Annotated in this window: 23 protein-coding genes; 12 read left to right on the forward strand and 11 right to left on the reverse strand. The window is 64.1% G+C overall.

Features of this window, described 5'->3' with window-relative positions:
* Nucleotides 1-72: 72 nt before the first annotated feature.
* From flhC to P3T18_RS13795, 4 genes are all read right to left on the reverse strand, one after another.
* On the reverse strand, nucleotides 73-642 hold the full coding sequence (gene flhC / locus P3T18_RS13780; RefSeq protein WP_408499993.1) for a flagellar transcriptional regulator FlhC: 570 nt from the start codon (nucleotides 640-642) through the stop codon (nucleotides 73-75).
* Between the two features lie 12 nt (nucleotides 643-654).
* Nucleotides 655-975 carry a flagellar transcriptional regulator FlhD gene (gene flhD, locus P3T18_RS13785; protein WP_007177882.1) on the reverse strand — a complete coding sequence of 107 codons (321 nt, stop codon included), beginning with the start codon at nucleotides 973-975 and terminating at the stop codon, nucleotides 655-657.
* A 543-nt stretch (nucleotides 976-1,518) separates the two neighbouring features.
* Nucleotides 1,519-2,742 (reverse strand): YeeE/YedE family protein, encoded by a 1,224-nt coding sequence (locus P3T18_RS13790; protein WP_429300472.1) that lies wholly within the window; start codon nucleotides 2,740-2,742, stop codon nucleotides 1,519-1,521.
* 170 nt (nucleotides 2,743-2,912) lie between these two features.
* A complete protein-coding gene (locus P3T18_RS13795; protein WP_429300473.1) occupies nucleotides 2,913-3,803 on the reverse strand; it encodes a helix-turn-helix domain-containing protein in 891 nt (296 codons plus the stop codon).
* A 200-nt stretch (nucleotides 3,804-4,003) separates the two neighbouring features.
* On the opposite strand from P3T18_RS13795, the gene P3T18_RS13800 reads away from it, so the two are divergent.
* The 6 genes from P3T18_RS13800 to P3T18_RS13825 all read left to right on the forward strand — a co-directional run bounded on the left by P3T18_RS13800 (nucleotide 4,004) and on the right by P3T18_RS13825 (nucleotide 6,720).
* Nucleotides 4,004-4,372, forward strand: coding sequence for a nuclear transport factor 2 family protein (locus P3T18_RS13800; protein ID WP_429300474.1), 369 nt, complete (start codon nucleotides 4,004-4,006; stop codon nucleotides 4,370-4,372).
* A 28-nt stretch (nucleotides 4,373-4,400) separates the two neighbouring features.
* Nucleotides 4,401-4,793, forward strand: coding sequence for a hypothetical protein (locus tag P3T18_RS13805; RefSeq protein ID WP_429300475.1), 393 nt, complete (start codon nucleotides 4,401-4,403; stop codon nucleotides 4,791-4,793).
* Nucleotides 4,787-5,251: an RbsD/FucU family protein gene (locus P3T18_RS13810; RefSeq protein ID WP_429300476.1), complete on the forward strand. Its 465-nt coding sequence runs from the start codon at nucleotides 4,787-4,789 to the stop codon at nucleotides 5,249-5,251. The genes P3T18_RS13805 and P3T18_RS13810 overlap by 7 nt, the downstream gene beginning before the upstream one ends.
* 124 nt (nucleotides 5,252-5,375) lie before the next feature.
* Complete coding sequence (locus P3T18_RS13815) at nucleotides 5,376-5,783, forward strand: VOC family protein (protein WP_429300477.1); 408 nt, start codon at nucleotides 5,376-5,378, stop codon at nucleotides 5,781-5,783.
* Nucleotides 5,784-5,946: 163 nt separating this feature from the next.
* Nucleotides 5,947-6,378: a DoxX family protein gene (locus P3T18_RS13820; protein ID WP_429300478.1), complete on the forward strand. Its 432-nt coding sequence runs from the start codon at nucleotides 5,947-5,949 to the stop codon at nucleotides 6,376-6,378.
* Between the two features lie 69 nt (nucleotides 6,379-6,447).
* Entirely contained in the window at nucleotides 6,448-6,720 is a 273-nt protein-coding gene (locus P3T18_RS13825; RefSeq protein ID WP_429300479.1) for a hypothetical protein, read from the forward strand.
* Nucleotides 6,721-6,843: 123 nt separating this feature from the next.
* Here the strand turns inward: P3T18_RS13825 and P3T18_RS13830 are convergent, their stop codons facing one another.
* Together P3T18_RS13830 and P3T18_RS13835 are read right to left on the reverse strand one after the other, a co-directional pair.
* Nucleotides 6,844-8,340, reverse strand: a complete 1,497-nt coding sequence (locus tag P3T18_RS13830) for an MFS transporter (RefSeq protein ID WP_429300480.1) — start codon at nucleotides 8,338-8,340, stop codon at nucleotides 6,844-6,846.
* Between the two features lie 147 nt (nucleotides 8,341-8,487).
* Nucleotides 8,488-9,798: an MFS transporter gene (locus P3T18_RS13835; protein WP_429300481.1), complete on the reverse strand. Its 1,311-nt coding sequence runs from the start codon at nucleotides 9,796-9,798 to the stop codon at nucleotides 8,488-8,490.
* A gap of 414 nt (nucleotides 9,799-10,212) precedes the next feature.
* Between P3T18_RS13835 and P3T18_RS13840 the strand changes: the two genes are divergently transcribed.
* The 3 genes from P3T18_RS13840 to P3T18_RS13850 all read left to right on the forward strand — a co-directional run bounded on the left by P3T18_RS13840 (nucleotide 10,213) and on the right by P3T18_RS13850 (nucleotide 12,356).
* Complete coding sequence (locus tag P3T18_RS13840) at nucleotides 10,213-10,935, forward strand: response regulator transcription factor (RefSeq protein ID WP_429300482.1); 723 nt, start codon at nucleotides 10,213-10,215, stop codon at nucleotides 10,933-10,935.
* A gap of 314 nt (nucleotides 10,936-11,249) precedes the next feature.
* Complete coding sequence (locus P3T18_RS13845; RefSeq protein ID WP_429301098.1) at nucleotides 11,250-12,017, forward strand: helix-turn-helix domain-containing protein; 768 nt, start codon at nucleotides 11,250-11,252, stop codon at nucleotides 12,015-12,017.
* Between the two features lie 9 nt (nucleotides 12,018-12,026).
* Complete coding sequence (locus P3T18_RS13850) at nucleotides 12,027-12,356, forward strand: hypothetical protein (RefSeq protein WP_429300483.1); 330 nt, start codon at nucleotides 12,027-12,029, stop codon at nucleotides 12,354-12,356.
* Nucleotides 12,357-12,439: 83 nt separating this feature from the next.
* On the opposite strand, the gene P3T18_RS13855 is transcribed toward P3T18_RS13850, so the two are convergent.
* The 3 genes from P3T18_RS13855 to P3T18_RS13865 all read right to left on the reverse strand — a co-directional run bounded on the left by P3T18_RS13855 (nucleotide 12,440) and on the right by P3T18_RS13865 (nucleotide 15,294).
* Nucleotides 12,440-12,697, reverse strand: coding sequence for a hypothetical protein (locus P3T18_RS13855; RefSeq protein ID WP_429300484.1), 258 nt, complete (start codon nucleotides 12,695-12,697; stop codon nucleotides 12,440-12,442).
* Nucleotides 12,698-12,915: 218 nt separating this feature from the next.
* Nucleotides 12,916-13,248, reverse strand: coding sequence for a hypothetical protein (locus tag P3T18_RS13860; protein WP_429300485.1), 333 nt, complete (start codon nucleotides 13,246-13,248; stop codon nucleotides 12,916-12,918).
* A gap of 162 nt (nucleotides 13,249-13,410) precedes the next feature.
* Nucleotides 13,411-15,294, reverse strand: a complete 1,884-nt coding sequence (locus tag P3T18_RS13865) for a bifunctional sugar phosphate isomerase/epimerase/4-hydroxyphenylpyruvate dioxygenase family protein (RefSeq protein WP_429300486.1) — start codon at nucleotides 15,292-15,294, stop codon at nucleotides 13,411-13,413.
* 332 nt (nucleotides 15,295-15,626) lie between these two features.
* On the opposite strand from P3T18_RS13865, the gene aroQ reads away from it, so the two are divergent.
* The 3 genes from aroQ to P3T18_RS13880 are packed head-to-tail and all read left to right on the forward strand — an operon-like array spanning nucleotide 15,627 to nucleotide 18,355.
* Entirely contained in the window at nucleotides 15,627-16,082 is a 456-nt protein-coding gene (gene aroQ / locus P3T18_RS13870) for a type II 3-dehydroquinate dehydratase (RefSeq protein ID WP_429300487.1), read from the forward strand.
* Nucleotides 16,079-16,945, forward strand: coding sequence for a shikimate dehydrogenase (locus P3T18_RS13875; RefSeq protein WP_429300488.1), 867 nt, complete (start codon nucleotides 16,079-16,081; stop codon nucleotides 16,943-16,945). The genes aroQ and P3T18_RS13875 overlap by 4 nt, the downstream gene beginning before the upstream one ends.
* 48 nt (nucleotides 16,946-16,993) lie before the next feature.
* Nucleotides 16,994-18,355 carry an MFS transporter gene (locus P3T18_RS13880; protein ID WP_429300489.1) on the forward strand — a complete coding sequence of 454 codons (1,362 nt, stop codon included), beginning with the start codon at nucleotides 16,994-16,996 and terminating at the stop codon, nucleotides 18,353-18,355.
* Nucleotides 18,356-18,465: 110 nt separating this feature from the next.
* Here P3T18_RS13880 and P3T18_RS13885 read toward each other — a convergent pair whose 3' ends face one another.
* Both P3T18_RS13885 and P3T18_RS13890 read right to left on the reverse strand, forming a co-directional pair.
* Nucleotides 18,466-19,161 carry a TetR/AcrR family transcriptional regulator gene (locus P3T18_RS13885; RefSeq protein WP_429300490.1) on the reverse strand — a complete coding sequence of 232 codons (696 nt, stop codon included), beginning with the start codon at nucleotides 19,159-19,161 and terminating at the stop codon, nucleotides 18,466-18,468.
* A gap of 108 nt (nucleotides 19,162-19,269) precedes the next feature.
* Nucleotides 19,270-20,568, reverse strand: a complete 1,299-nt coding sequence (locus P3T18_RS13890; protein ID WP_429300491.1) for an NAD(P)/FAD-dependent oxidoreductase — start codon at nucleotides 20,566-20,568, stop codon at nucleotides 19,270-19,272.
* Nucleotides 20,569-20,584 lie beyond the last annotated feature (16 nt).

Raw genomic sequence — 20,584 nt, forward strand, 5'->3', positions numbered from 1 at the left:
TTTTACTTTTGCGGCTTCGGTTCGACTCAGGCTGGACCGGCCCTCATCGATTCACTGCAAATAACGTACGACTCAGGCGGCCTGAGCGATCTGCGACGCTTCGAGCGCTTCCTGACGGGCGGCAGCGGCCTTCTTCGTCTTGCCTGCGCGCGACGGCGGCTGGCAAGCGCCGCACACCACGTTGTGTTGCAGGTCGTGCTTGTGCGCGACGAACTTGCCGGTGCAGCGGCAGCACTTGGTCAGTTGCAGGATGTCGGCGTCGAAGAAACGCACCAGCGTCCATGCACGCGTCAGATCCAGCACCGGTTCGGTTTCGCTGTGCTGGCAATGCTCCAGATACAGGCGATAACCTTTGGTCAGCGCGTCCAGATGCGAGCAGCGCGCTTCGTTCTTCAGAAACAGATACGTGTTGTAGAACAGCGACGCGTGAATGTTCGCCAGCCACGTCATGTACCAGTCGGCCGAGAAGGGCAGCATGCCTTTCGGCGGCGATACACCCTTGACCTCGCGATACAGGCGGATCATGCGGTCGCGCGAGAGCGTCAACTCGCTTTCGAGCACCTGCATGCGCGCGCCGAGTTCGATCAGCGCGATGGCGCGGAATACTTCCTGTGCGTCTTCCGTCAGGCTACGCTTGAGCATCGCAGTCACCTCTTAAGCAAACTGCTCAGCCGGCTGGCCTGCAAGCAGGATCGCCGCGTGAGTCGGTGCAACTGCTGTGTGCTTCGTCGTTTGCGTCAACGCCGACAACATGGAGTGGTCGTTGAAGCGGAAGAAGCACAAAAGCTGATCGGAAGCGGCCAGCTTGACGATCTGCGCAAGCGACAGCCCGGCAAGCAGATCAGCCAGTTCCGACGACAGTCCGAGCCGGAACATGCCGACCGGTTTGTCCTCACGCAGCATACGCTGCGCGAGCATGATGTAAGACAAGTTGATTTCGCGGATTGAATCCAACGTCTCGCTGCTACGGTCCATTTTCTGTGTTTCCGAAGCCCCGAATTACTATGTCGGCTTTTTGCCGTTATGTCTTTTGTGCCTCACCGGAAACGTTGTCCTCCGGCTACATGTCACCACCTGATACAGGCAACGACCTTTTGATACATCGCGTTACATTTCGTAACAGCTTGGGACGAATTGTATGAAGGGTAAAACAAGAAATCAATCCCTTCTCAAAAAAATATCCCAAAAAGATACATCTAATTTCGGTAACTCTTTCACGGGCCTGTAATAGTCGATGCGTAGCGGATTTTTTGCAGTCGCGGAGTATCGTCTGATCCATGGAAACCCTTGCAGGCAGGGCGCCTTGGCAAATCATCTGAATAAAGAGGGAGGACCGGCGCGCGACACTAAAATCGCGCCGATTTTAGAAAGGAAGTAGAAAGCGAGCCCAATACGAAGTAATAAATGCCGTTTATTCGGGCGGCTTTGGGGACGAATCAAAGGTGTAACACGTTGCTGCGGCCCCAGTTACAAACTGGGCGCCACATGTAACAACTCTGGTAACAACTGATGTAACGATTAGCAGCCAGTCTGACGAACGCGTTCGACTTCGAGACCGAAGGCCGGCCGCAGACGTGTGCCGAGCACATTGCCGGCGAAAGCCGCGACCAGCCAGAGCCAGCCGTGCAGGCTGCCCGACACGATGCCGCTGAAGTAGGCGCCGATGTTACAACCGTAGGCGAGACGGGCGCCGTAGCCCAGCAGCAGGCCGCCGGCCACGGCGGCGACCAGCGAGCGGGCCGGCACCTTCCAGACCGGCGCGTAACGGCCGGCGAGCGCCGCCGCCGTCATGGCGCCGAGAATGATGCCGATATCCATCACCGTGGTGACGTCATGTGTAACAGGCGCGGCCAGCGCGTCCGCATTGGCGTGCGCGGCCCAGTACGGCCAGCTGGCCACGTTCACGCCGAGCGCCGCGAAAATCTTGGCGCCCCACAGCGCGAATGCCGAGGTCACGCCCCACGGACGGCCCGACAGCGCCAGTGTCGCGAAATTGAGCAGAACCAGCGCGATCGCGCCCACGAACAGCGGCCACGGGCCGTGCAGCCACGGCGAGGCGTGCGGCTCGCGCGGCGTTTCGTTGACGAGCTGGCCGTGCCGCCGCCGCTCGATCCAGACCGTGAGCGCCGCGATGGCCGCGAAAACGATCAGATTCAGCACGATGGCGCTGCCCGCGCCGAGCGTGGTCACCAGCGAAATGGGCTTGAGCGACGGCAGCGCGGTCCAGAACGGCATGTGCGCGGTGGCCACCACCGATCCGACGACGAATGCCGTCAGCGTGACGATCATGCGCGTACTGCCGCCGCCCACGGTGTAGAGCGTGCCGGACGCGCAGCCGCCGCCCAGTTGCATGCCGACGCCGAACATGAAGGCGCCGACCAGCACCGACGTTCCCGCCGGCGCGACGAGGCCGACCACCGGCCGGCCGAACAGCGTGCCGGCTGCGAGCGCCGGGAAAAACAGCAGCACGCCGAGCGCCAGCATCAGCATCTGGGCGCGCAGGCCGGCGCCACGGCCGTCCGCGATAAACACCCGCCACGACGACGTAAAACCGAAAGCCGCGTGATACAGCGACATGCCGAGCAGCGCGCCGACTATATATAGCGCTGCCTGGCGGCCGCTGACGGCCTGTGCCAGATAGATTGCGCCGAGCGCGATGAGAACGAGCGCCGCGCCGAGCGGTTTCGGATTGATATCGAAGCGCCGTGGCACGCGGGGAAGTGAAGTGGACAGATCGGACATGATGAGTTGACAGACAACAACGGGAGACGACAGGCCGGACGCGGCGAACAGCCGGTTCAGGGATCGGATGACGAACAATGAAGACGAAACCGCCGGGGCAGCAAGCCAGGCGGGCGGTTAGCTAAAAAAGATAGCACGGATTGCCGGTTCGGGTTGGCCGTGCACTCGGTTCAGGCGCCGGCCGGGCCGGCCTCGTTACTCGTTGCTTTGCCGGCCGGCTGGGTGGCCGCGTAGTCACGCAAGGCGGCGGCGGTTTGCGGGTCGGCGGGGAAGAAGGCTTCGATGGCGAGTTCCGACAAGGTGATGTCCACCGGCGTGCCGAACACTGTCGTGGTGCTGAAAAACGACAGAACGCCGATCGGCGTGCGCAGCCGCAGCGGGACGGCAACCTGGTTCATCGCCGGGTCGTCGTGTTGCACGGCGGCCTGCGCGTCGTGCGGCGCGGGATAGGCCGCGAGTTCGTCGCGCAACGCGCCGAGCGTGGCGTCGCCGCTCACGTCGATCTGCCGCTGCAAGCGCGCCAGCACATGCGCGCGCCACTCGTGCCAATTCACGATCGACGCGGCAATGCCTTGCGGATGCAGGCTCAAACGCAGCGCGTTGACCGGCGGCTTGAGGAGTTCGGGACTCGCGCCGGACAGCAGCGCGGCGAGCGCATCGTTCGCGGCGACGACGGTCCAGTGCCGGTCGATGGCCAGCGCCGGATACGGCTCATGTCCCTTCAGCACCAGTTCGACGGCTTCACGCGCGGCGGTCAGTTGAGGATCGGTCAAGGGACGCTCCCGGAAAAGCGGCGCATAACCCGCCGCGACCAGCAGGGCATTGCGCGCCCGCAACGGCACGTCGAGCCGCTCGGCCAGATGCATGACCATCTCGCGGCTCGGCAACGCACGGCCCGATTCGACGAAGCTCAGATGGCGCGTGGAAATGTCGGCTTCGGACGCCAGCAGCAGCTGGCTCATGCGGCGGCGTTGACGCCATTCGCGCAGCAGATCGCCGACGGTGCGGCTGGTTGCCGGCGGCTGCGGCGATGCGGTTTGCGCGAGCGGGAGTGTGTTCATGTTTTCGATGATATCCATTGACCGCCATAAAACCATTACCTGCGAGGTAAAAGGCTGCGGTGGCCACACAGCAGCCGCACCGGAGAGATTACCTCCCGCGTAATCGACCGGCTGCGCGCGACACGTCACGCTTCATTCCGGGCCCGTTGCTCATCGATGTGAGTGCAACGTCGCGCCCTGTCATGGAAAAGGAGTGAGTGATGAATTCGCATACCGATCTGATCGACCGTTATTTCGACGCATGGAACGAAACCGACGCGGCGCGCCGTCGCGAGTTGATCGCGGCGACGTGGACCGTCGACGCCGATTATCGCGACCCGCTGCTGAGCGGGGCGGGCCACGACGGCATCGACGCGATGATCCGTGCCGTGCACGAACGCTTTCCGCATCACACGTTTCGCCGCACCACGCCAGTCGACGCGTTCGCCGACCGGCTGCGTTTTTCCTGGGAACTGACGACGCCCGCGGGCGACGCGCTGGTGAAGGGCTCCGACTTCGGCGTGGTCGACGCGCACGGCCGTCTGCGTGCCGTCACCGGGTTTCTCGATCAGACGCCGGCCGCAACCTGAGCCACCCGATTCGTTGAAGGAGACGAACATGCACGAGAGCCCAGCCGACACCGTCGGCGCATCCGTTGCCGGGTTCATGGGATTGGCCCGCGCGGTCGATTCGCTGTCGAGCGCGATTGCGGGCTTCGCGCTTTTCGCCGGCGCGCGCGCGTTCACGTTCATCGTCGTGCTGACGTTGCGCGAGCCGGTGATGGGCGGCGCGGGTCTCGTGCTGCTGGCGCTGATCGGCTGGCTACGCTGGCAATGCCGCGCGCACGCATGCAAGGCGTCGCGCGGCACATGCCGGCGCGCGTCGACGCCATTGCGCGAGCCGCGCTTGCTACAATCGTCCGCGACGTGTGCGCAAGGACGTGAAACCGCGCAAGCATCGTTCACTCCGCTCAGCGCCCCGCAATCGCACTTCAAGGACACTCCGTGCTAAAAAATCTGGACCCGCTGCTCAACGCCGACATCCTGCACGCACTGCGCTCGATGGGTCACGGCGACGAACTCGTGATCTGCGACGCCAACTTTCCCGGCGACTCCGTTGCACGCGAAACCGTCTCGGGCAAACTGCTGCGCCTCGACGGCGTGAGCGCGCCGCGCGCGATTCGCGCCGTGTTGTCGGTCATGCCGCTCGATACCTTCATCACGCATCCCGCCGAGCGTATGGAAGTGGTCGGCGAGCCTGCTACCTTGCCGGCCGTGCAGCGCGAAGCGCAGAGCGAAATCAACGCGGCGGAAGGGCGCGAGGTGCCGTTCGCGTCGATCGAACGCTTTGCGTTTTACGAGCGCGCGCGCAAGGCTTATTGCGTGATTGCGACGGGCGAAGAACGCGGCTACGGCTGTTTTATCTTCACCAAGGGCGTGCTGCTCGCGCCGGACGCTCCCCGCACCTGAAAGACAGGTCGCTCGCGGGCGTGATAAGTTTTCGTCTGGCAGGAAGGCGAGTGGCCGCTGCATAAGCGGCCGCTTTTCATCGGTCAGTAAGGCCAAATGCAGGCGAAACGCAGGTGAAACGCTCATGAGTTTTTCGATAGACAGTCTCGATCATCTGGTGCTGAACGTCGCGGACGTCGAAGTCAGTGCGGCCTGGTATGCGCGCATGCTCGGCATGCAGCGCATCGAATTCGAATCGCGCAGCGGCACGCGCGTAGCGATGACCTACGGCAATCAGAAAATCAACCTGCGACCGGCGAATGCCGATACCGTCGCATGGTTCACCGGGCGCGAAGCCGTACCGGGCAGCGCCGATCTATGCTTCGTCACCCGTGCAGATCCGCAGGACGTGAAAGCGCACTGGCTCGCCGAAGGTGTGGCGATCGAAGCCGGTCCGGTGCAACGCGACGGCGCGCGCGGCAAGATGACCTCCGTGTATTGCCGCGATCCGGACGGCAACCTGATCGAGGTCGCAACTTATCCCCATCCGTAGTCGCGAATGTCGCCGGTTTCGTGCGGCCTTCGCATCGCGCTCATGTTGAACGAAGCTTGGAAATGGCGGCCCCTGCACCTATGCTCAGGTGCAAAGTGACAATTGCGTGGGAACTGCGGCCGCTGGTCCGGGTCTGCTGCTTATTCATTTACAGGAGCCCCTCATGACGCGTCCCGTCGATTCCGGCATCATCTTCATCGCGCGCTTCGCGCTTGCCGTTCTATTTTTGTGGAGCGGTGTGATGAAACTGCTGGGCTATGCGGGGTTCGTCGGCTATCTGCATTCGAAGGGCGTACCGTTTGTCCAGGTTGCCGCGCCGATCGCCACGGCGGTCGAAGTACTCGGCGGCCTGTTTCTGGTCGTGGGCTTCAAAATCCGTCCGCTCGGGCTGCTCATGGCGGTCTATACGGTCGCCACGGCGGTGCTGGGACACGACTTCTGGAACGTCACCGATCCCGCCTTGCAACGCGACATGGTGATCCACTTCTGGAAGAACATCGGCATCGCGGGTGGCTTCCTGCTGCTGTTCGTCACCGGCGCGGGCCGTATCAGCATCGACGGCGCGCGTTCGCCGCGCGGCGGATTGAATCTTTGATGGGCACGCTCAGTGCTACTGCTCACTACTAACTGCTTTTGATCCGGCTTGTCTTCAAGGGAGCACATAATGATTCAGAGTTTCGAGCAAACCATCGGCGGCAAGGTTACGCAGTTGTGCGCGAGCCTCGGCGAAGGTCCTACACCGCATCGCGTCATCATCAGTCTGGCCGATTCGGCCAAGACGCTGGTGGTATTCGACGCATCGGGAATCATCAGCACGATCAAGGCCGAGATCGAGGAGCCGGAGAAACTGATTGCCGACGCGATCACCAAGGCCCAGAACGAAGGATTGATCGAGCGCGCCATCGACACCGGCACGATTCAGGAAGCCTCGCTTTAAGCGCCTGTTCGCGGCGCGTCTGCGCCAGTGGCAATGCAGAAAAAACAACCCCGCGCGGCTCTCGTCGCGTGGGGTTGTTTTTTTGCGCGAGTGTCCGCGCGCGTAGGCATGTATGGTCCATTTTCAGGGCCGCGCCTCGGCGGCCTTGTTTCGTGCCTGTCCTGCCCGGTGTGGCTCTGGATGAACGAGGCACGCCAGCACGCCTGCCAGCACGAGCAGTGCGGCCGACACGGCGGTTGCGCCATGCAAGCCCGCGACGATCTGCGAAGCGGCCGCGCCGCTCGCCAGCGCGCCAAAAGCCGCCACGCCGACTGCGCCACCGGCCTGCCGCGCCGTGTTCAGCACGGCCGACGCCGTGCCGGCGCGTTTCGCCTCGACGCTCGCCAGCACCGCGGTCGTCATCGCCGGCACGGCCAGGCCCATGCCGGACGGGATCAGCAGGAATGGCAGTAACAGCGCGAGCAGGGACGAGTTGGCATCGACGAGATGCAGCAGACCGTAGCCGAGCCCGGCCGTCACCGCGCCCGCCAACATTGGAACGCGCGCGCCGAAACGTCCCACCACCCAGCCGCTCGCCACGTTCGAGAGCAGAAAGCCGCCTGTGAGAGGCAGGAACGCGAGCCCGGCCTGCAATGCCGTGTAGCCGCGCACGCGCTGCAGATACAGGCTCAGCACGAACACCATGCCGTAGTAGGTCAGGTTCACGCAGATGCCGAACAGCACGGCGGCGCTGAAAGTGCGTTTGCCGAACAGTTCGAGTGGCAGCATCGGCGTCGCGACACGCGATTCGACGACGACGAAGGCGCTCGCCGCGATTGCCGCGAGCACGAAGCCGCCGGCCACCAGCGGATGACTCAGGCCGAGCGGACGCCATTCGATCACGGCGGCGACGAACGCGGTCAGCGCGACGATGGCGAGACATTGGCCGCCGAGGTCGAGTCCGCGCGGCTGGCTTTGTGCTGCGTGCGCGGGACGGGCGCTGGTGGCGGCGGTGTCAAAGTGGGCGTCGCGCGGTGCCTGTTCGGGGCGCGGTACCCAATACCACGTGGCCAGCAGGCCGGCCGCGCAAATCGGCAGATTGACGAGAAAGATGCTGCGCCATCCGAACGCGGCGATCAGAAGTCCGCCCAGCACCGGCCCCGCCGCGATCGATACGGCGCCGGCGGCGGTCCAGAGACCAACTGCGCGGGCGCGCAGTTTCGGGTCGTGTCCGGATGACTGGTTCAGCAGTGCCAGCGAGTTGGGCAGCATCGCGGCCGCACCGATGCCCTGCACGGCGCGCGCGGCCACCAGCATCGAGGCGTCAAGCGCGAGCCCGCAGGCGAGCGACGCCAGCGCGAACAGCACGATGCCGAGCGCATACATGCGCCGCGCGCCGAGCCGGTCGCCGAGCGCGCCCGCCGACAGCATGAGCACCGCGAAGGCGAGCGTGTAGGCGTCCACGACCCATTGCAGGCCGGCCACGTCGGCATGCAGATCGGCGCCGATTTTCGGCAGTGCGATGTTGACGATCGTGACGTCGAGTTGCGTGACGACGAAGCCGACGCTGACGGTCGCGAGAACGCGGCCGAGTGCGGGCGTGAGACGGGAGGGGGAGATATCGGAGTTCATGCCTGACATCGTAGGCCCGTCGCGGCGCACCATGTTTCGGTGCGCCGTGAAGTGTCGATGTCAGTGGAGCGGCCGAACGAGCCGCTGCAACGGCGAGGCCTGCGTCTTCAGCACGAACGACGGCGCACCGGCGGCGCGCCGTCGTGGCCGACAGACTTACGCGGACTGGCGCGAGGCCGGTGCGTCCTTGATGAACAGCGTGGTCAGCGCGCCGAGAATGCAGATGGCGCCGACGTACAACGGCGCCGCCATCGAGTTCGACTTCATCATCAGCGAAACGGCGATCGGCGTGAGGCCGCCGAACACGGCATACGCGACATTATACGAAAACGAAATGCCCGAGAAACGCACGACCGGCGGGAAACCCTTGACCATCACGAACGGAATCGCGCCGATCACGCCGACGAACAGCCCCGCCAGCGCGTAGAGCGGCACCAGGTTGGAGGTGTCGACCGCCAGTTGTTGGAACATCGCGTAGTACGTCACGGCGAGCGCGAGGCCGCCGACGAAAATCGTGCGTCCCGCGCCGATGCGTCCGGCGATCGCGCCCGCCAGCACGCAGCCGATGGTCAGGCACAAGGTGGCGACGCAATTGGCCAGCAGTGCCGTGGCTGGTGCGATATGAAACTGCTTTTGCAGCAGCGTAGGCGTCATCAGAATCACGACGACGATCGCCGCCGACAGCATCCACGTGAGCAGCATCGACACGATCACGGTGCGGCCATGGTCGCGCAGCACGGCCTTGAGCGGCACTTCGGCGGCAATCGCCTTGCGCTGCTTGAGTTCGGCGAACACCGGCGTTTCATGCAGCCAGCGGCGCAGATAGACCGAGAACATGCCGAATACGCCGCCCACGAGGAACGGAATGCGCCACGCGTAGGACGAGATCTCGGCCGGCGAGAAGTTGCGGTTCACCGCCGAAGCGATCAGCGAACCCAGCAGAATGCCTGCCGTGAGGCCGGCTGTCAGCGTGCCGCATGCATAGCCGACGTGCCGCTGCGGCACGTGTTCGGACACGAACACCCACGCGCCCGGCACTTCGCCACCGACCGCCGCGCCTTGCATCACGCGGAACAGCAGGAGCAGCACCGGTGCCATGACGCCGATGCTGGCGTAAGTGGGCAGCAGGCCCATCATCAGCGTCGGAATGGACATCAGCAGCACGCTCAGCGTGAACATGCGCTTGCGGCCGAACAGGTCGCCGAAGTGCGCCATGATGATGCCGCCGAGCGGCCGCGCCAGATAGCCCGCCGCGAAAATGCCGAAGGTCTGCACCTGACGCAGCCAGTCGGGCATCGCGGCCGGGAAGAAGAGTTGGCCGATGGCCGGCGCGAAGAACACGAAGATGATGAAATCGTAGAACTCGAGTGCGCCGCCGAGCGCGGCCAGGCCGAGTGTCTTGTAATCGCTGCGCCCAAGAGGGCGTGGGGTGACAGCCTGCGCTCCACCCAGATTTGTCGCTTGCATTGCTATGTCGTTGTCTGAATTGAGAGCCACACGTGTAGCGCGTGGAAAAACGGCGGTCGTCGGGCGAGAAGTGTGACAGGCGCTGGGTAGAGCACGGGACACCGGCGTGCCGGCCCGGATAGGGCGCGCACGCTGACGACTGAGGCCAACCCGTGATTTTACAGGATGAAAGACATTTGCCTCGGGAAGTGCTTAATTAGATTGGAAAAAGTTCCCCAACTTGTGTTTTTTCGGGGACGACCCAGCGCCCGGAAGCGCCGCCCCTCGGATAAACGGCGGAAGACTGTAGGGATGTCGAGAGAGGGTGTCAGCGCTTGCAGACGCGCGTGCAATTTAGGATTGGTCCTATGGGTTGGGGTGGGTGCCCCTCTGAGAATCGCCTCCGAGCTATCAGTTAAGTTAAGAGGTGCCCCAATGCGCATTGCCATCCTTCAGCGTGACCCGGTCCTGCGTCAGTCGATCGAAAAACTCCTCATGGGCGCCGGCCACACCTGCCTCGCCTATGACGACGGTCTTTCCATGTCCAAGGCGCTCGCCCGATCCACCGTCGATCTTCTGGTGCTGGACTGGCAGGGCAGCCGCCTGTCGGGCGCGGAAGTGCTGAAATCGGTGCGCTCGGTCGGCGGCGATCGTACGCCGGTTATTTTCGTCTCGGCGGACACGTCCGAGGAAAGCGCGATGCGTGCCCTCGTCAACGGCGCCGACGACTACGTCACGCTGCCGCTGCGGCTGGGCGAATTCCGCGAGCGCGTGTCGGCGTTGCTGCGCCGCGCGTATCCCGACCGCTTCAACGGCGCGAGCTTCGACGTCGGCCCGTATCACTTCGATACGCGGCGCCAACTGGTCATGCTGCGCGGACAACCCGTGCAACTCTCGGGCACGCAGTACCGTCTTGCCTCGCTGTTCTTCTCGAACATCGGCCGCGTCATGTCGCGCGATCACATCTTCGCGATGGTCTGGGGCCGCGAATTCCGCGAATTCACGCGCACGATCGACAGCCACGTGTCGCGGTTGCGTCTTCTGCTCGAAATCGAGCCGGAGAACGATTTCCGGCTGCAGCCTGTATACAAGAGCGGCTACCGTCTGCTCTATCTGCGTCAGAGCGAAGTGGACGAGACCGAGAAAGAGGCGGCCTGAGCGGCTGTTCTTTCCTCTTCCTCGCTTCGGAAACCTACGCATCGTCTCCGTCTCGTGCTTTCGTGCTCTCATGCATGAAACATGCACGAGACCGGCCCTCTCCGTTCTCCCATGCCCATTCATCCGCCACGCTGTGGCGCGCATGATTCGCCTGTCACGCCGGCGAGTCCGGCGGGGATTTTGTCGTCCGTCTGGCGACCCATATAATCGAGCGGACACGTCGCCATGCCACGACCGGGGCTATGCGCGACCGAAATACCGTCGGCACCATCAGCACCGCCCACGCCACGAACAGCACACAACGGGACCGCACGATGAACACGCTGGCTCATCCGCTCGACCTCGACGACACGACGCTGTCGGGCATGCTTGCGCATTTCACGCTGCTCGAGCCGGTGTTCGACGCCATGCCGGACGTCGTGTTCTTCGTCAAGGACGCGCAGGCGCGTTACGCGCTGGTCAATCGCACGCTGGCTTCGCGCTGTGGCTTCAAGGAAAAATCGGGCTTGCTCGGCAAGACCGCGGAAGACGTCTTCCCGCGACGCTTCGGCCGCATCTATACCGCGCAGGACAAGGCGGTCATTCACGCAGGCAACCAGATGATCGACCAGCTCGAACTGCATCTGTATCCGGGCCGCCAGCCGGGTTGGTGTCTGACCTGCAAGCAGCCGCTGCGCGATCCGTCGGGCAGGGTGGTCGGACTCGCCGGCATTTCGCGCGACCTGAGAGCCGACGAAAGCAGTCATCCGGCCTACAGCCGGCTAGCCGCCGTGGTGCAGTCGATCCAGGAAAACTACGTGCAGCCGCTCAACCTCAAGCAGCTTGCGGCGATGGCGGATATGTCGGTGGCGCAACTGGAGCGTTACTTTCACAAGGTGTTTCATCTGACGCCGCGTCAGGTGTTGCTGAAAACGCGTCTGGACGCGGCCACGGCGCTACTGGTTTCGCACGACAAAGTCACCGATGTCGCCGCGCTGTGCGGCTATACCGACCACAGTGCCTTTACGCGGCAATTCAAGGCGACCGTCGGCGTCACGCCGACCGAATACCGCATGCTGCTGCACGGAACCACGCGAAGTTAAGCCCGGTACATGCCCCGTCGCTCGCATCATTACTATGTGTATGTCGTTCTGCTCGACGACACGGTCTGGAACGAGGCGCGCTTTCGCCGTGCGAATCCGGATTACCGGCACGACAAGCCATGCGTCTACGTGGGAATGACGGGTCTCGACCCGGATCTGCGGTTCGACCGCCATAAGGCGGACATTCAGGCGAATCGCTATGTGCGCGATTACGGGCTGCGGCTCTTGCCGGAGTTGTATGCCGTGTTCAATCCCATGCCGTATCGCGGCGCGCAAGACATGGAAGTGGAACTGGGAATCGGGCTGCGCGAGGCGGGATACGGAGTCTGGCAGGCCTGAAGCCGCGCTGGACGTTGAGGATGATGTTTCGGGCCGGGCAGCGTCGGTCGCGTGGGCAATGCACGCAGCGCCGCACGCGGGCCTTATTTCACGCCAAGTCCGCGCAACACGGCGTTGCCTTCTTTCGTCAGACGGAAATGCGAGCTGGTTTCGTTGGAAACGCTTTCAATCAGGCCGGCTTCGTGAAGCTGCGGAATTTCGGGTTTCGCGGACGCGTCGATCGGCGCGTGCAGCAACAGCAGCAGCGTGGCCAGTTCGTGATGGCTCAGCAGGCGGCGCAGCATGGTCGGGCGCTTGGCCTGAGCCGGCGAATCGTTCGGGTTGTTATCGGGCTGATTCATGGGTCGCACCTTGTGCGGGTTAGTGTCCGGTGGATGATGCGGACGAAGTCTTAAACGATTCTTAAGACACCATTGTCCTGTAACACCGTGACACTAAGATTGCGCGCAGAGAGATTACGGGCGCTTACGCCAGAAGGCGGCGACGGCTGTCGAGCCACCGCCAGGATCGGCACCCTCCGCGACCTGCATCAGCCCGTGCACCGGGCTGCCGCCCACCCTCAAGGCGCGCAGGTCTTGCCGGCCGCTTCGATCCACAGATTCCCGACGTGACGCTTGCCCGCATAGAAACGGTAAGTCGTCGCGCCGTTATCGCTGCGTACCTTGATGATGTTCGAGTCGCCGAAATCGAGCATCTGGCCCTGCGGAATCGCGGTGGACTTGAACGCGGCGTTGTGGCTCGTCGCCACTTGCGTCAGACAGGCAATGACATCGTTGACCGAGCGCTGCGTGGTGCTGTCGGTGACGGGCTCGCCGGCATCGGGGTTTTTCTGGAAGTACGCGCAAGCGCTGAAAAGCAGTGGGACTGACAGGACTACGGCAAACTTCTTCATATCTCTCCTGGCGTTTCGTGCAGCAAACGCTCGCGCGACGCCCGTTCGGCGCGTCGCGCGGCGCCTGACCGCGGATCAGCCGCCATTATATCGGTGCGTCTCGATGTGGCGGCCCGCTGGCATCGCTGCCGCACGCTGCGTGCCTGCCGGTACGCCGGCCGCCTACTTGCGCCGCTGCGCCTGCGCCGCCAGTCGCACGGCGGCGTTGCCCGCGCCGTAACCGTCGTAACCGCCGCGCCGCTCGACGATTTCGAGGAAGAAGCGCTGGTCGAGTAATTCCGTGTAAGCGTGGAAAAATTCCCCGCCGCGCTCGTCCCGGTCGTACAGGATGTTGTGGGCGCGCATGGCCTCGAGCGTTTCGTCCGGCAGCGCGTAGCGGGCCGCCAGATCGTCGTAGTAATTGCGCGGAATGCGCAGCACGGGCACGCCGTCGGCGACGAACTCCGGAATCGCGCCGAAGATGTCGCCGGTACTGAAGGCGACGTGGTTCAGGCCCGAGCCGTGATACGTATGAAGCGCTTCGGCCACCGCCGTATGCCGGTCCACGGACGCGTTCAGCACGATGCGCACCGAGCCGTCGCGGCTGCGCAGGGCCCGGCTGCGTACCAGTCCGTAAGGATCGGGCACCAGCACGCCGGGTTCCGCGTCGAATCCGAGCGCCGTGCGCAGAAACAGCACCCACGTATCCAGCGAGTTGGCCGGCACCGACAGACACACGTGATCGATGCGCGTGAGCGGCCCCACCTCGGTCGGCCCGTTGATGTCGGTCAGAACGAAATCCGCTTCGAACAAGGTGGGCTGATCCGGCGTTTCGTCGACGAAATAGTTCAGGCTGCTGTCCGGCGCCTGCACGGCGGGCAACACGCGCTCGTTCGGGCCGATCTGGCCGGAAAACGGCGCGTAGCCGAAGCCGGCGGCGCGCTCGAACGCCTGATGGGCGTCGTCCACGCGAAATGCCGACGCGCACAGCGAAAGCCCGTGCTGCTGGAAGAACGCGTTGGCGAACGAATCGGGCTCGGCGTTCAGCACGATCGACGCCGCGCCGTGCTGGAACAGTGTGACGTCTTTCGAGCGATGCCGGCCGGCCTCGCGAAAGCGCAGCTTGCCGAGCCAGTCGACGAGCTGGGCGCGGGTGGCGTGATCGACGGCGAATTCGAGGAACTGATAGCCGACGTGCGCGGGCGCGGCCGGCGAGCGGTACAGATCGCCGACCGGCTGCCGTTCGGCGTCGAGCCGCGCGCGCGTCTGTTCTTCGAGGAACAGCAGCGAGCGATGACCGTCCGCGGCGGTGATGGTGGTCGGCGCGGCGCGAAAGCCGTCGTTGAAAATTTCGAGCGAAAGCGGCCCGGAATAGCCCGTTTTCACGACCTGCGCGGTAAAACCCGCGAGGTCGAAGTCGCCCTGGCCGGGGAAGCAGCGGTAGTGGCGGCTCCATTCGAGCACGTCCATGGCGAGTTTGGGTGCGTCCGCGATCTGCACGAAAGCGATGCGCTCGCCCGGAATGTCGGCGATGCCGTCCACCGTGTCGTTGAGCGACAGCGTATGAAAGCTGTCCAGCACGAGCCCCAGATTCGGATGATTCACGGCGTCGACCAGCTTCCACGCGTGACGGTAAGTCTTCACGTGCTTGCCCCACGCCAGCGCCTCGTAACCGGCGATCACGCCGGCTGCCTGCGCCGCGCGTGCCAATTCGCCGAGCTGGTCGATCATCAGCGCGTCGTCGCCGATGGTGTCGGGCGAGACGTTGCTGCACACCAGAATGCGATCCGTGCCGAGTTCGTGCATCACGTCGAACTTGCGGCGGGCGCGTTCCAGATTGCGTTCGAGACGCTCGGGGCTCACACCGTCGAAATCGCGGAAAGGCTGGAACAGCATGATCTTCAGCCCGAGATCCTCGGCGATGCGCCGCACGTCGGCGGGCGAGCCGTCGAAATACAGCAGATCGTTCTCGAAGATTTCCACGCCTTCGAAGCCTGCCGCCTGAATGGCGGTCAGCTTCTCGACGAGGGTTCCGCTGATCGACACGGTGGCAATCGAACGTTGCATGAACGGCTCCTGCAAAACAATGAAAACAGCGGTGGTCGCAGCGCCTTGCCGGCTGCGGCGCAACCCGTTCGAGGTCACGGCGCCTCGTGCTGCAATGCGCAAATATGGACCAGTTGGTGAATAAGGCGTAGCAAGCCGCAGTCCCAAACCCGCGAGCCGCAGCCCGGCGCCGCCCACAATTGTCCATGCTAACCGGAATTGCCGCCAGTTTATACAAACTAACTAGATGGTACAAATTCGTAGAAACCCCGAATGACGAAGCGCTGCAATGCGCGCACACTTCGCTCCACGTTGTACTTCGCCTTACGCCTCAATTTGCGGGAGTGGCTGTCATGAGTTTTGCATCGGTACTGGTCCTCAACGGACCGAACCTCAATCTGCTCGGCACGCGCGAGCCGGCCCATTACGGCTCGGAAACGCTCGACGACGTCGCGAAGCTGTGTCGCGAGGCGGGCGAGCGTCTGGATCTGTCGATCGACTTCTGCCAGTCGAATGCCGAGCATCAACTGATCGACTGGCTGCACGCGGCCCGCACCAAGGTCGATGGCATCGTCATCAACCCGGCGGCTTATACGCATACCTCGGTGGCGATCGCCGACGCGCTCACCGCCATCGAAAAGCCCGTGATCGAAGTGCATATTTCAAACGTGCATCGTCGCGAGGCGTTCCGGCATCACTCGTATGTGTCGGCGGTCGCGGACGCGATCATCGTCGGCTGCGGCACGCAGGGCTATGTGCTCGCGCTGGAGCGGATGGCGACCATCCTTAAGAATAGGGCGGCAAAATGAATACGAAGTCTTATCTCGTCGGCCTCATCGGCTCGGGCATCGGCGGTTCGCTCACGCCGGCCATGCACGAGGAAGAGGGCAGCCGGCTCGGCTTGCATTACGTCTACCGCCGTATCGACCTCGCCGCGCTCGAGCTCGGTCCGGATGCGCTGCCCGATCTGCTGCAAGCGGCCGAACGCATGGGTTTCAACGGTCTGAACGTGACGTACCCGTGCAAGCAGAGCGTGATTCCGCTGCTCGACGAACTCTCCGACGACGCCCGCGCGCTCGGCGCGGTCAACACTGTTCTGCTCAAGGACGGCAAACGCATCGGCCACAACACCGACTGGTCCGGGTTCGCCCGCGCATTCCAACGCGGCCTGCCGGATGTGTCGCTCGAGCGCGTCGTGCAACTCGGCGCGGGCGGTGCCGGCGCGGCGGTCGCGCATGCCGCGCTGACCATGGGCGCGAAGACGCTCACCGTGTTCGACGTCGACGCCACGCGCGCCGCGTCGCTCGCCGACGAATTGCAGAAGCGCTTTCCGCAGTCGACGGTCGAGCCGGGTGCGTCCGGTAACGCAGCGCTCGGCGAGGCGCTCGCCGCCGCCAACGGTCTGATTCACTGCACGCCCACCGGCATGGAAAAGCTGCCGGGTTTGCCGCTGCCCGCCGAATTGCTGCATCGCGATCTGTGGGTGGCGGACATCGTGTATTTCCCGATCCGCACGGCGCTGTTGCAGGCCGCCGAGGCGCTCGGCTGCCGCACGCTGAGCGGCGGCGGCATGGCGGTCTATCAGGCGGTGGACGCCATGCGCATCTTCACCGGACTGGAGCCGGACGCCGAGCGCGTGTACACGCATTTCCAGTCGTTGTTGCAACGCTAAACCGGCGCCAAAGCCGGTCATTACCAGATCGAGGGGACGGAGAACTTTATGTCGCAACCGATTCAATCCACTTCCGCCAATCCGGGCGCGAGCGCGGCCAGTACCGTGCGCCGCTCGAAAGCGCGCTACCAGATTCTCGGCCTGCTCGCGGTCGGCACGATGATCAATTATCTTGACCGCACGGTGCTCGGCATCGCCGCGCCGCAACTCACCAAAGAACTCGGCATCAACGCCGCGCTGATGGGGCTGCTGTTCTCAGTGTTCTCGTGGAGCTACGTGGCGGCGCAGATTCCAGGCGGCCTGTTCCTCGACCGCTTCGGCAGCAAGATCACGTACTTTCTCTCGATGACGTTCTGGTCGCTCTGCACGCTCGCGCAAGGACTCGTGCACGGCATCGGCGCACTGTTCGTGTTTCGCCTCGGTCTGGGCGTCTCGGAAGCGCCGTGCTTTCCGACCAATAGTCGCGTGGTGGCCACCTGGTTCCCGCAAAGCGAACGCGCGATGGCGACCGGCACCTACACGGTCGGCGAATACATCGGCCTCGCGTTCTTCAGCCCGTTCCTCTTCATGCTGATGGGCGCGTTCGGCTGGCGTTCGCTGTTCTACGTGGTGGGCGCGGTGGGTCTCGTGTTCGGCCTGATCTGGTGGACGTCCTATCGCGAGCCGCGCGATCATCCGTCGGCGAATCAGGCGGAACTGGATTACATCGAAGCGGGCGGTGGTCTCACGCAGCGCAAGAAAGACCCGTCGCCGGCAGGCGCCGCGGCCGCGCCGGCCAAGAGCGGTTTCGAGTGGCGCACCATCGGGCGTCTGCTCAAGCATCGCCAGTTGACGGGCATCTGTCTCGGCCAGTTCGCCGGCAATTCGACGCTCGTGTTCTTCCTCACGTGGTTCCCGACGTATCTCGCCACCGAGCGTCACATGGCGTGGCTGAAGATCGGCTTCTTCGCGATCATGCCGTTCATCGCCGCTTCGATCGGCGTGATGTTCGGCGGCTTCTTCTCGGACTGGCTGCTGCGGCGCGGCAAGTCGGCGAACGTGGCGCGCAAGCTGCCGATCATCGCCGGACTGCTGCTCGCGTCCACCATCATTCTCGCGAACTACGTGGAAAGCAACGTGGTGGTGATCGCGATTCTGTCGGTGGCGTTCTTCGCGCAGGGCATGGCGGCGCTCGGCTGGACGCTGGTCTCGGACATCGCGCCCGAAGGTCTGCTCGGCGTGACCGGCGGCATCTTCAACTTCGCCGCCAATCTCGCGGGCATCGTCACGCCACTGGTGGTCGGCTTCATCGTCGCGGCAACGGGGTCGTTCGTCGGCGCGCTGGTGTTCATCGGCGCGATCGCACTGGTCGGCGCGCTGTCGTACATTTTCATCGTCGGCGATATCAAGCGCATCGTGCTGGTGGACTGATTTGCGCCGTTGATTCAGGCCGCACCTTCAATGCAGTGAAAAAAGCGGGACGTGCCCATCAGGCCACGTCCCGCTTTTTTATGCAGAGTTCGAAGACCGGACCCGCGCGATCAGTCGTCCTTGCGCACGAAGCGCAGCACGGCGTCGACGATCATCGCGCGATGCCGGGCGCGCAATCGCGGATGCGACGGATCGCGGCCGAATGCCGTGCCGAACGTATGGCGATTGCCGACGCGATGAAAGCACAGCGAGCTGATCAGCAGATGCAGGTCGATCGGATCGATGTCGCTGCGGAACTGGCCCGCTGCGATGCCGCGCGCGAGCAGATCTTCGATCGTATGAATGACGGTGACGTTGCGGCCTTTGAACGTCTTGACCTGCTCGACGTACTTCGCGCCATGGATGTTTTCGATGGTGACGAGCCGAACGAAATCGCGCTGACGGTCGTGATAGTCGAAGGTGAATTCGACCAGCGCCTTCATGCCCTCGACCGGATCGAGTTCGCTGACATGCAGATCCTGTTCGAGCGCGCGAATGTCGCCGTACACCTTTTCGAGCACGGCCTGATACAACCCTTCCTTGCTGCCGAAGTAGTAGTACAGCATGCGCTTGGTGGTGTTGGTGCGCTCCGCGATCGCGTCGACCCGCGCGCCGGTCAATCCCATCGCAGAGAACTCCTGGGTCGCAACGTCGAGGATGTTGCGCTTCGTCTGTTCGGGATCGTACTTGCGTCGCGCGTCGGAACGCGGCGTCTCTGACGCGGTGCCGTTGGTATCAGGCTCGGCGGCCTTGCTTCCCTTTTTCATTGTGTATTCGAGCGGCGTTGACGGCGCATTCTAGCATGGCAAAACCCGCCACCAGAGCGGGTTCTGGGCATAAGCCACGGCATAGGTGGCCGATTGCGCGAGCGCATCTCAGGACACCGGACGCGGCGCGCGGCGGCGTCCGGCGACGGCGTCGCGCGTCTGCATGGCGGTGTAGGTCAACTGGGCGGCGGCCAGCCCGAAGGCGCCATACACCGGCGTGAGCCCGAAGGCCGCGAATGCGTCGGGCACGGGACGCTCGCCGCTGATCGCCGCCGCCAGCAGTTCGCCGGACACGGTGGTGGGCGCCATGCCATGACCGCCGAAGCCGACCGCGTGCCAAACGCCGTCCGTGTCGCGGCCGATCTGCGGCATCTTGTGCCGCGCGTAGCTCATCAGTCCGCCCCACGCGTAGTCGACGCGTACGCCGTGCAGTTGCGGATAGACGCGCAGCAGATCGCGCCGCAACAACCTGGCGATGGCGGCCGGTTCGCGCTCGCGCACGGAGATGCGGCCGCCCCACAGAATGCGCGTGTCGGCGAGCGGGCGGTAGTAGTCGAAGGCGAAGCGGGTGTCGTAGATGGCGGCGCGTGTATCGATGGCCTCTCGCAGACGCGCGCCGAGCGGCTCGGTTGCCATCACGTAGGTCGCGATCGGCAGCACCGCGCGCTCGACGCGTGCATGGACGTTGCGCGCGTAGCCGCCGCCCGCCATCACCACATGCCGTGCCTCGATCGCACCGTGCGGTGTGTGCACGAGATAGCCGGCGCCGTCTCGTTGCAAACGCAGTACCGGCGACTGCTCGTGAATCGTGACGCCCGCGCCGGCCGCCGCGGCCGCGACGCCGAGCACGTATTTGAGCGGATGGAAGTGAAACGCGTTGCGCTCGAACAGTCCGCCGTGATAGCGGTCGGTGCGGAGTTGCGAGGCGAGTTGCGCAGCGGAAAGCGGTTCCCAGTCGACGCCGAACGAATCGCGCATGAGACGCCGCTGGCTTTCGAGCCGCGCTGGTTCGTCGAACCAGTTGGCGAGGATCACGCCGGCGTCGGTGACGTCGCAGTCGATCGCATAGCGCTGGATGCGGCGGCGCATCAGGTCGACGGCGTCGGTGGTCAGCGCATAGAGTTCGCGTGCCGTTTGCGCGCCGAGCGTCTTCAGCAGATCGGCGCAATCGAGGCTGTAGCCGCCGAACACGAAGCCGCCGTTGCGTCCGGATGCGCCGAAGCCGACCTGCTGCGCTTCGAGCACCACGATGCCATCGCCGCTGCCCGCGCCGCGCTCGGCGAGTCCGAGTGCGGTGGAAAGACCCGCCAGGCCGCCGCCGATCACGCAAACATGCGCGGCACGCCGGCCCGCGAGCGGCGCGTAATCCGTGCTACGGGAAACGCTTGCTTCGTAGAAACTTTGCATGGCTTGGGAAGCGGCG

It is taken from the genome of Paraburkholderia sp. GAS199, from assembly GCF_050436585.1.
Classification (GTDB): Bacteria; Pseudomonadota; Gammaproteobacteria; order Burkholderiales; family Burkholderiaceae; genus Paraburkholderia.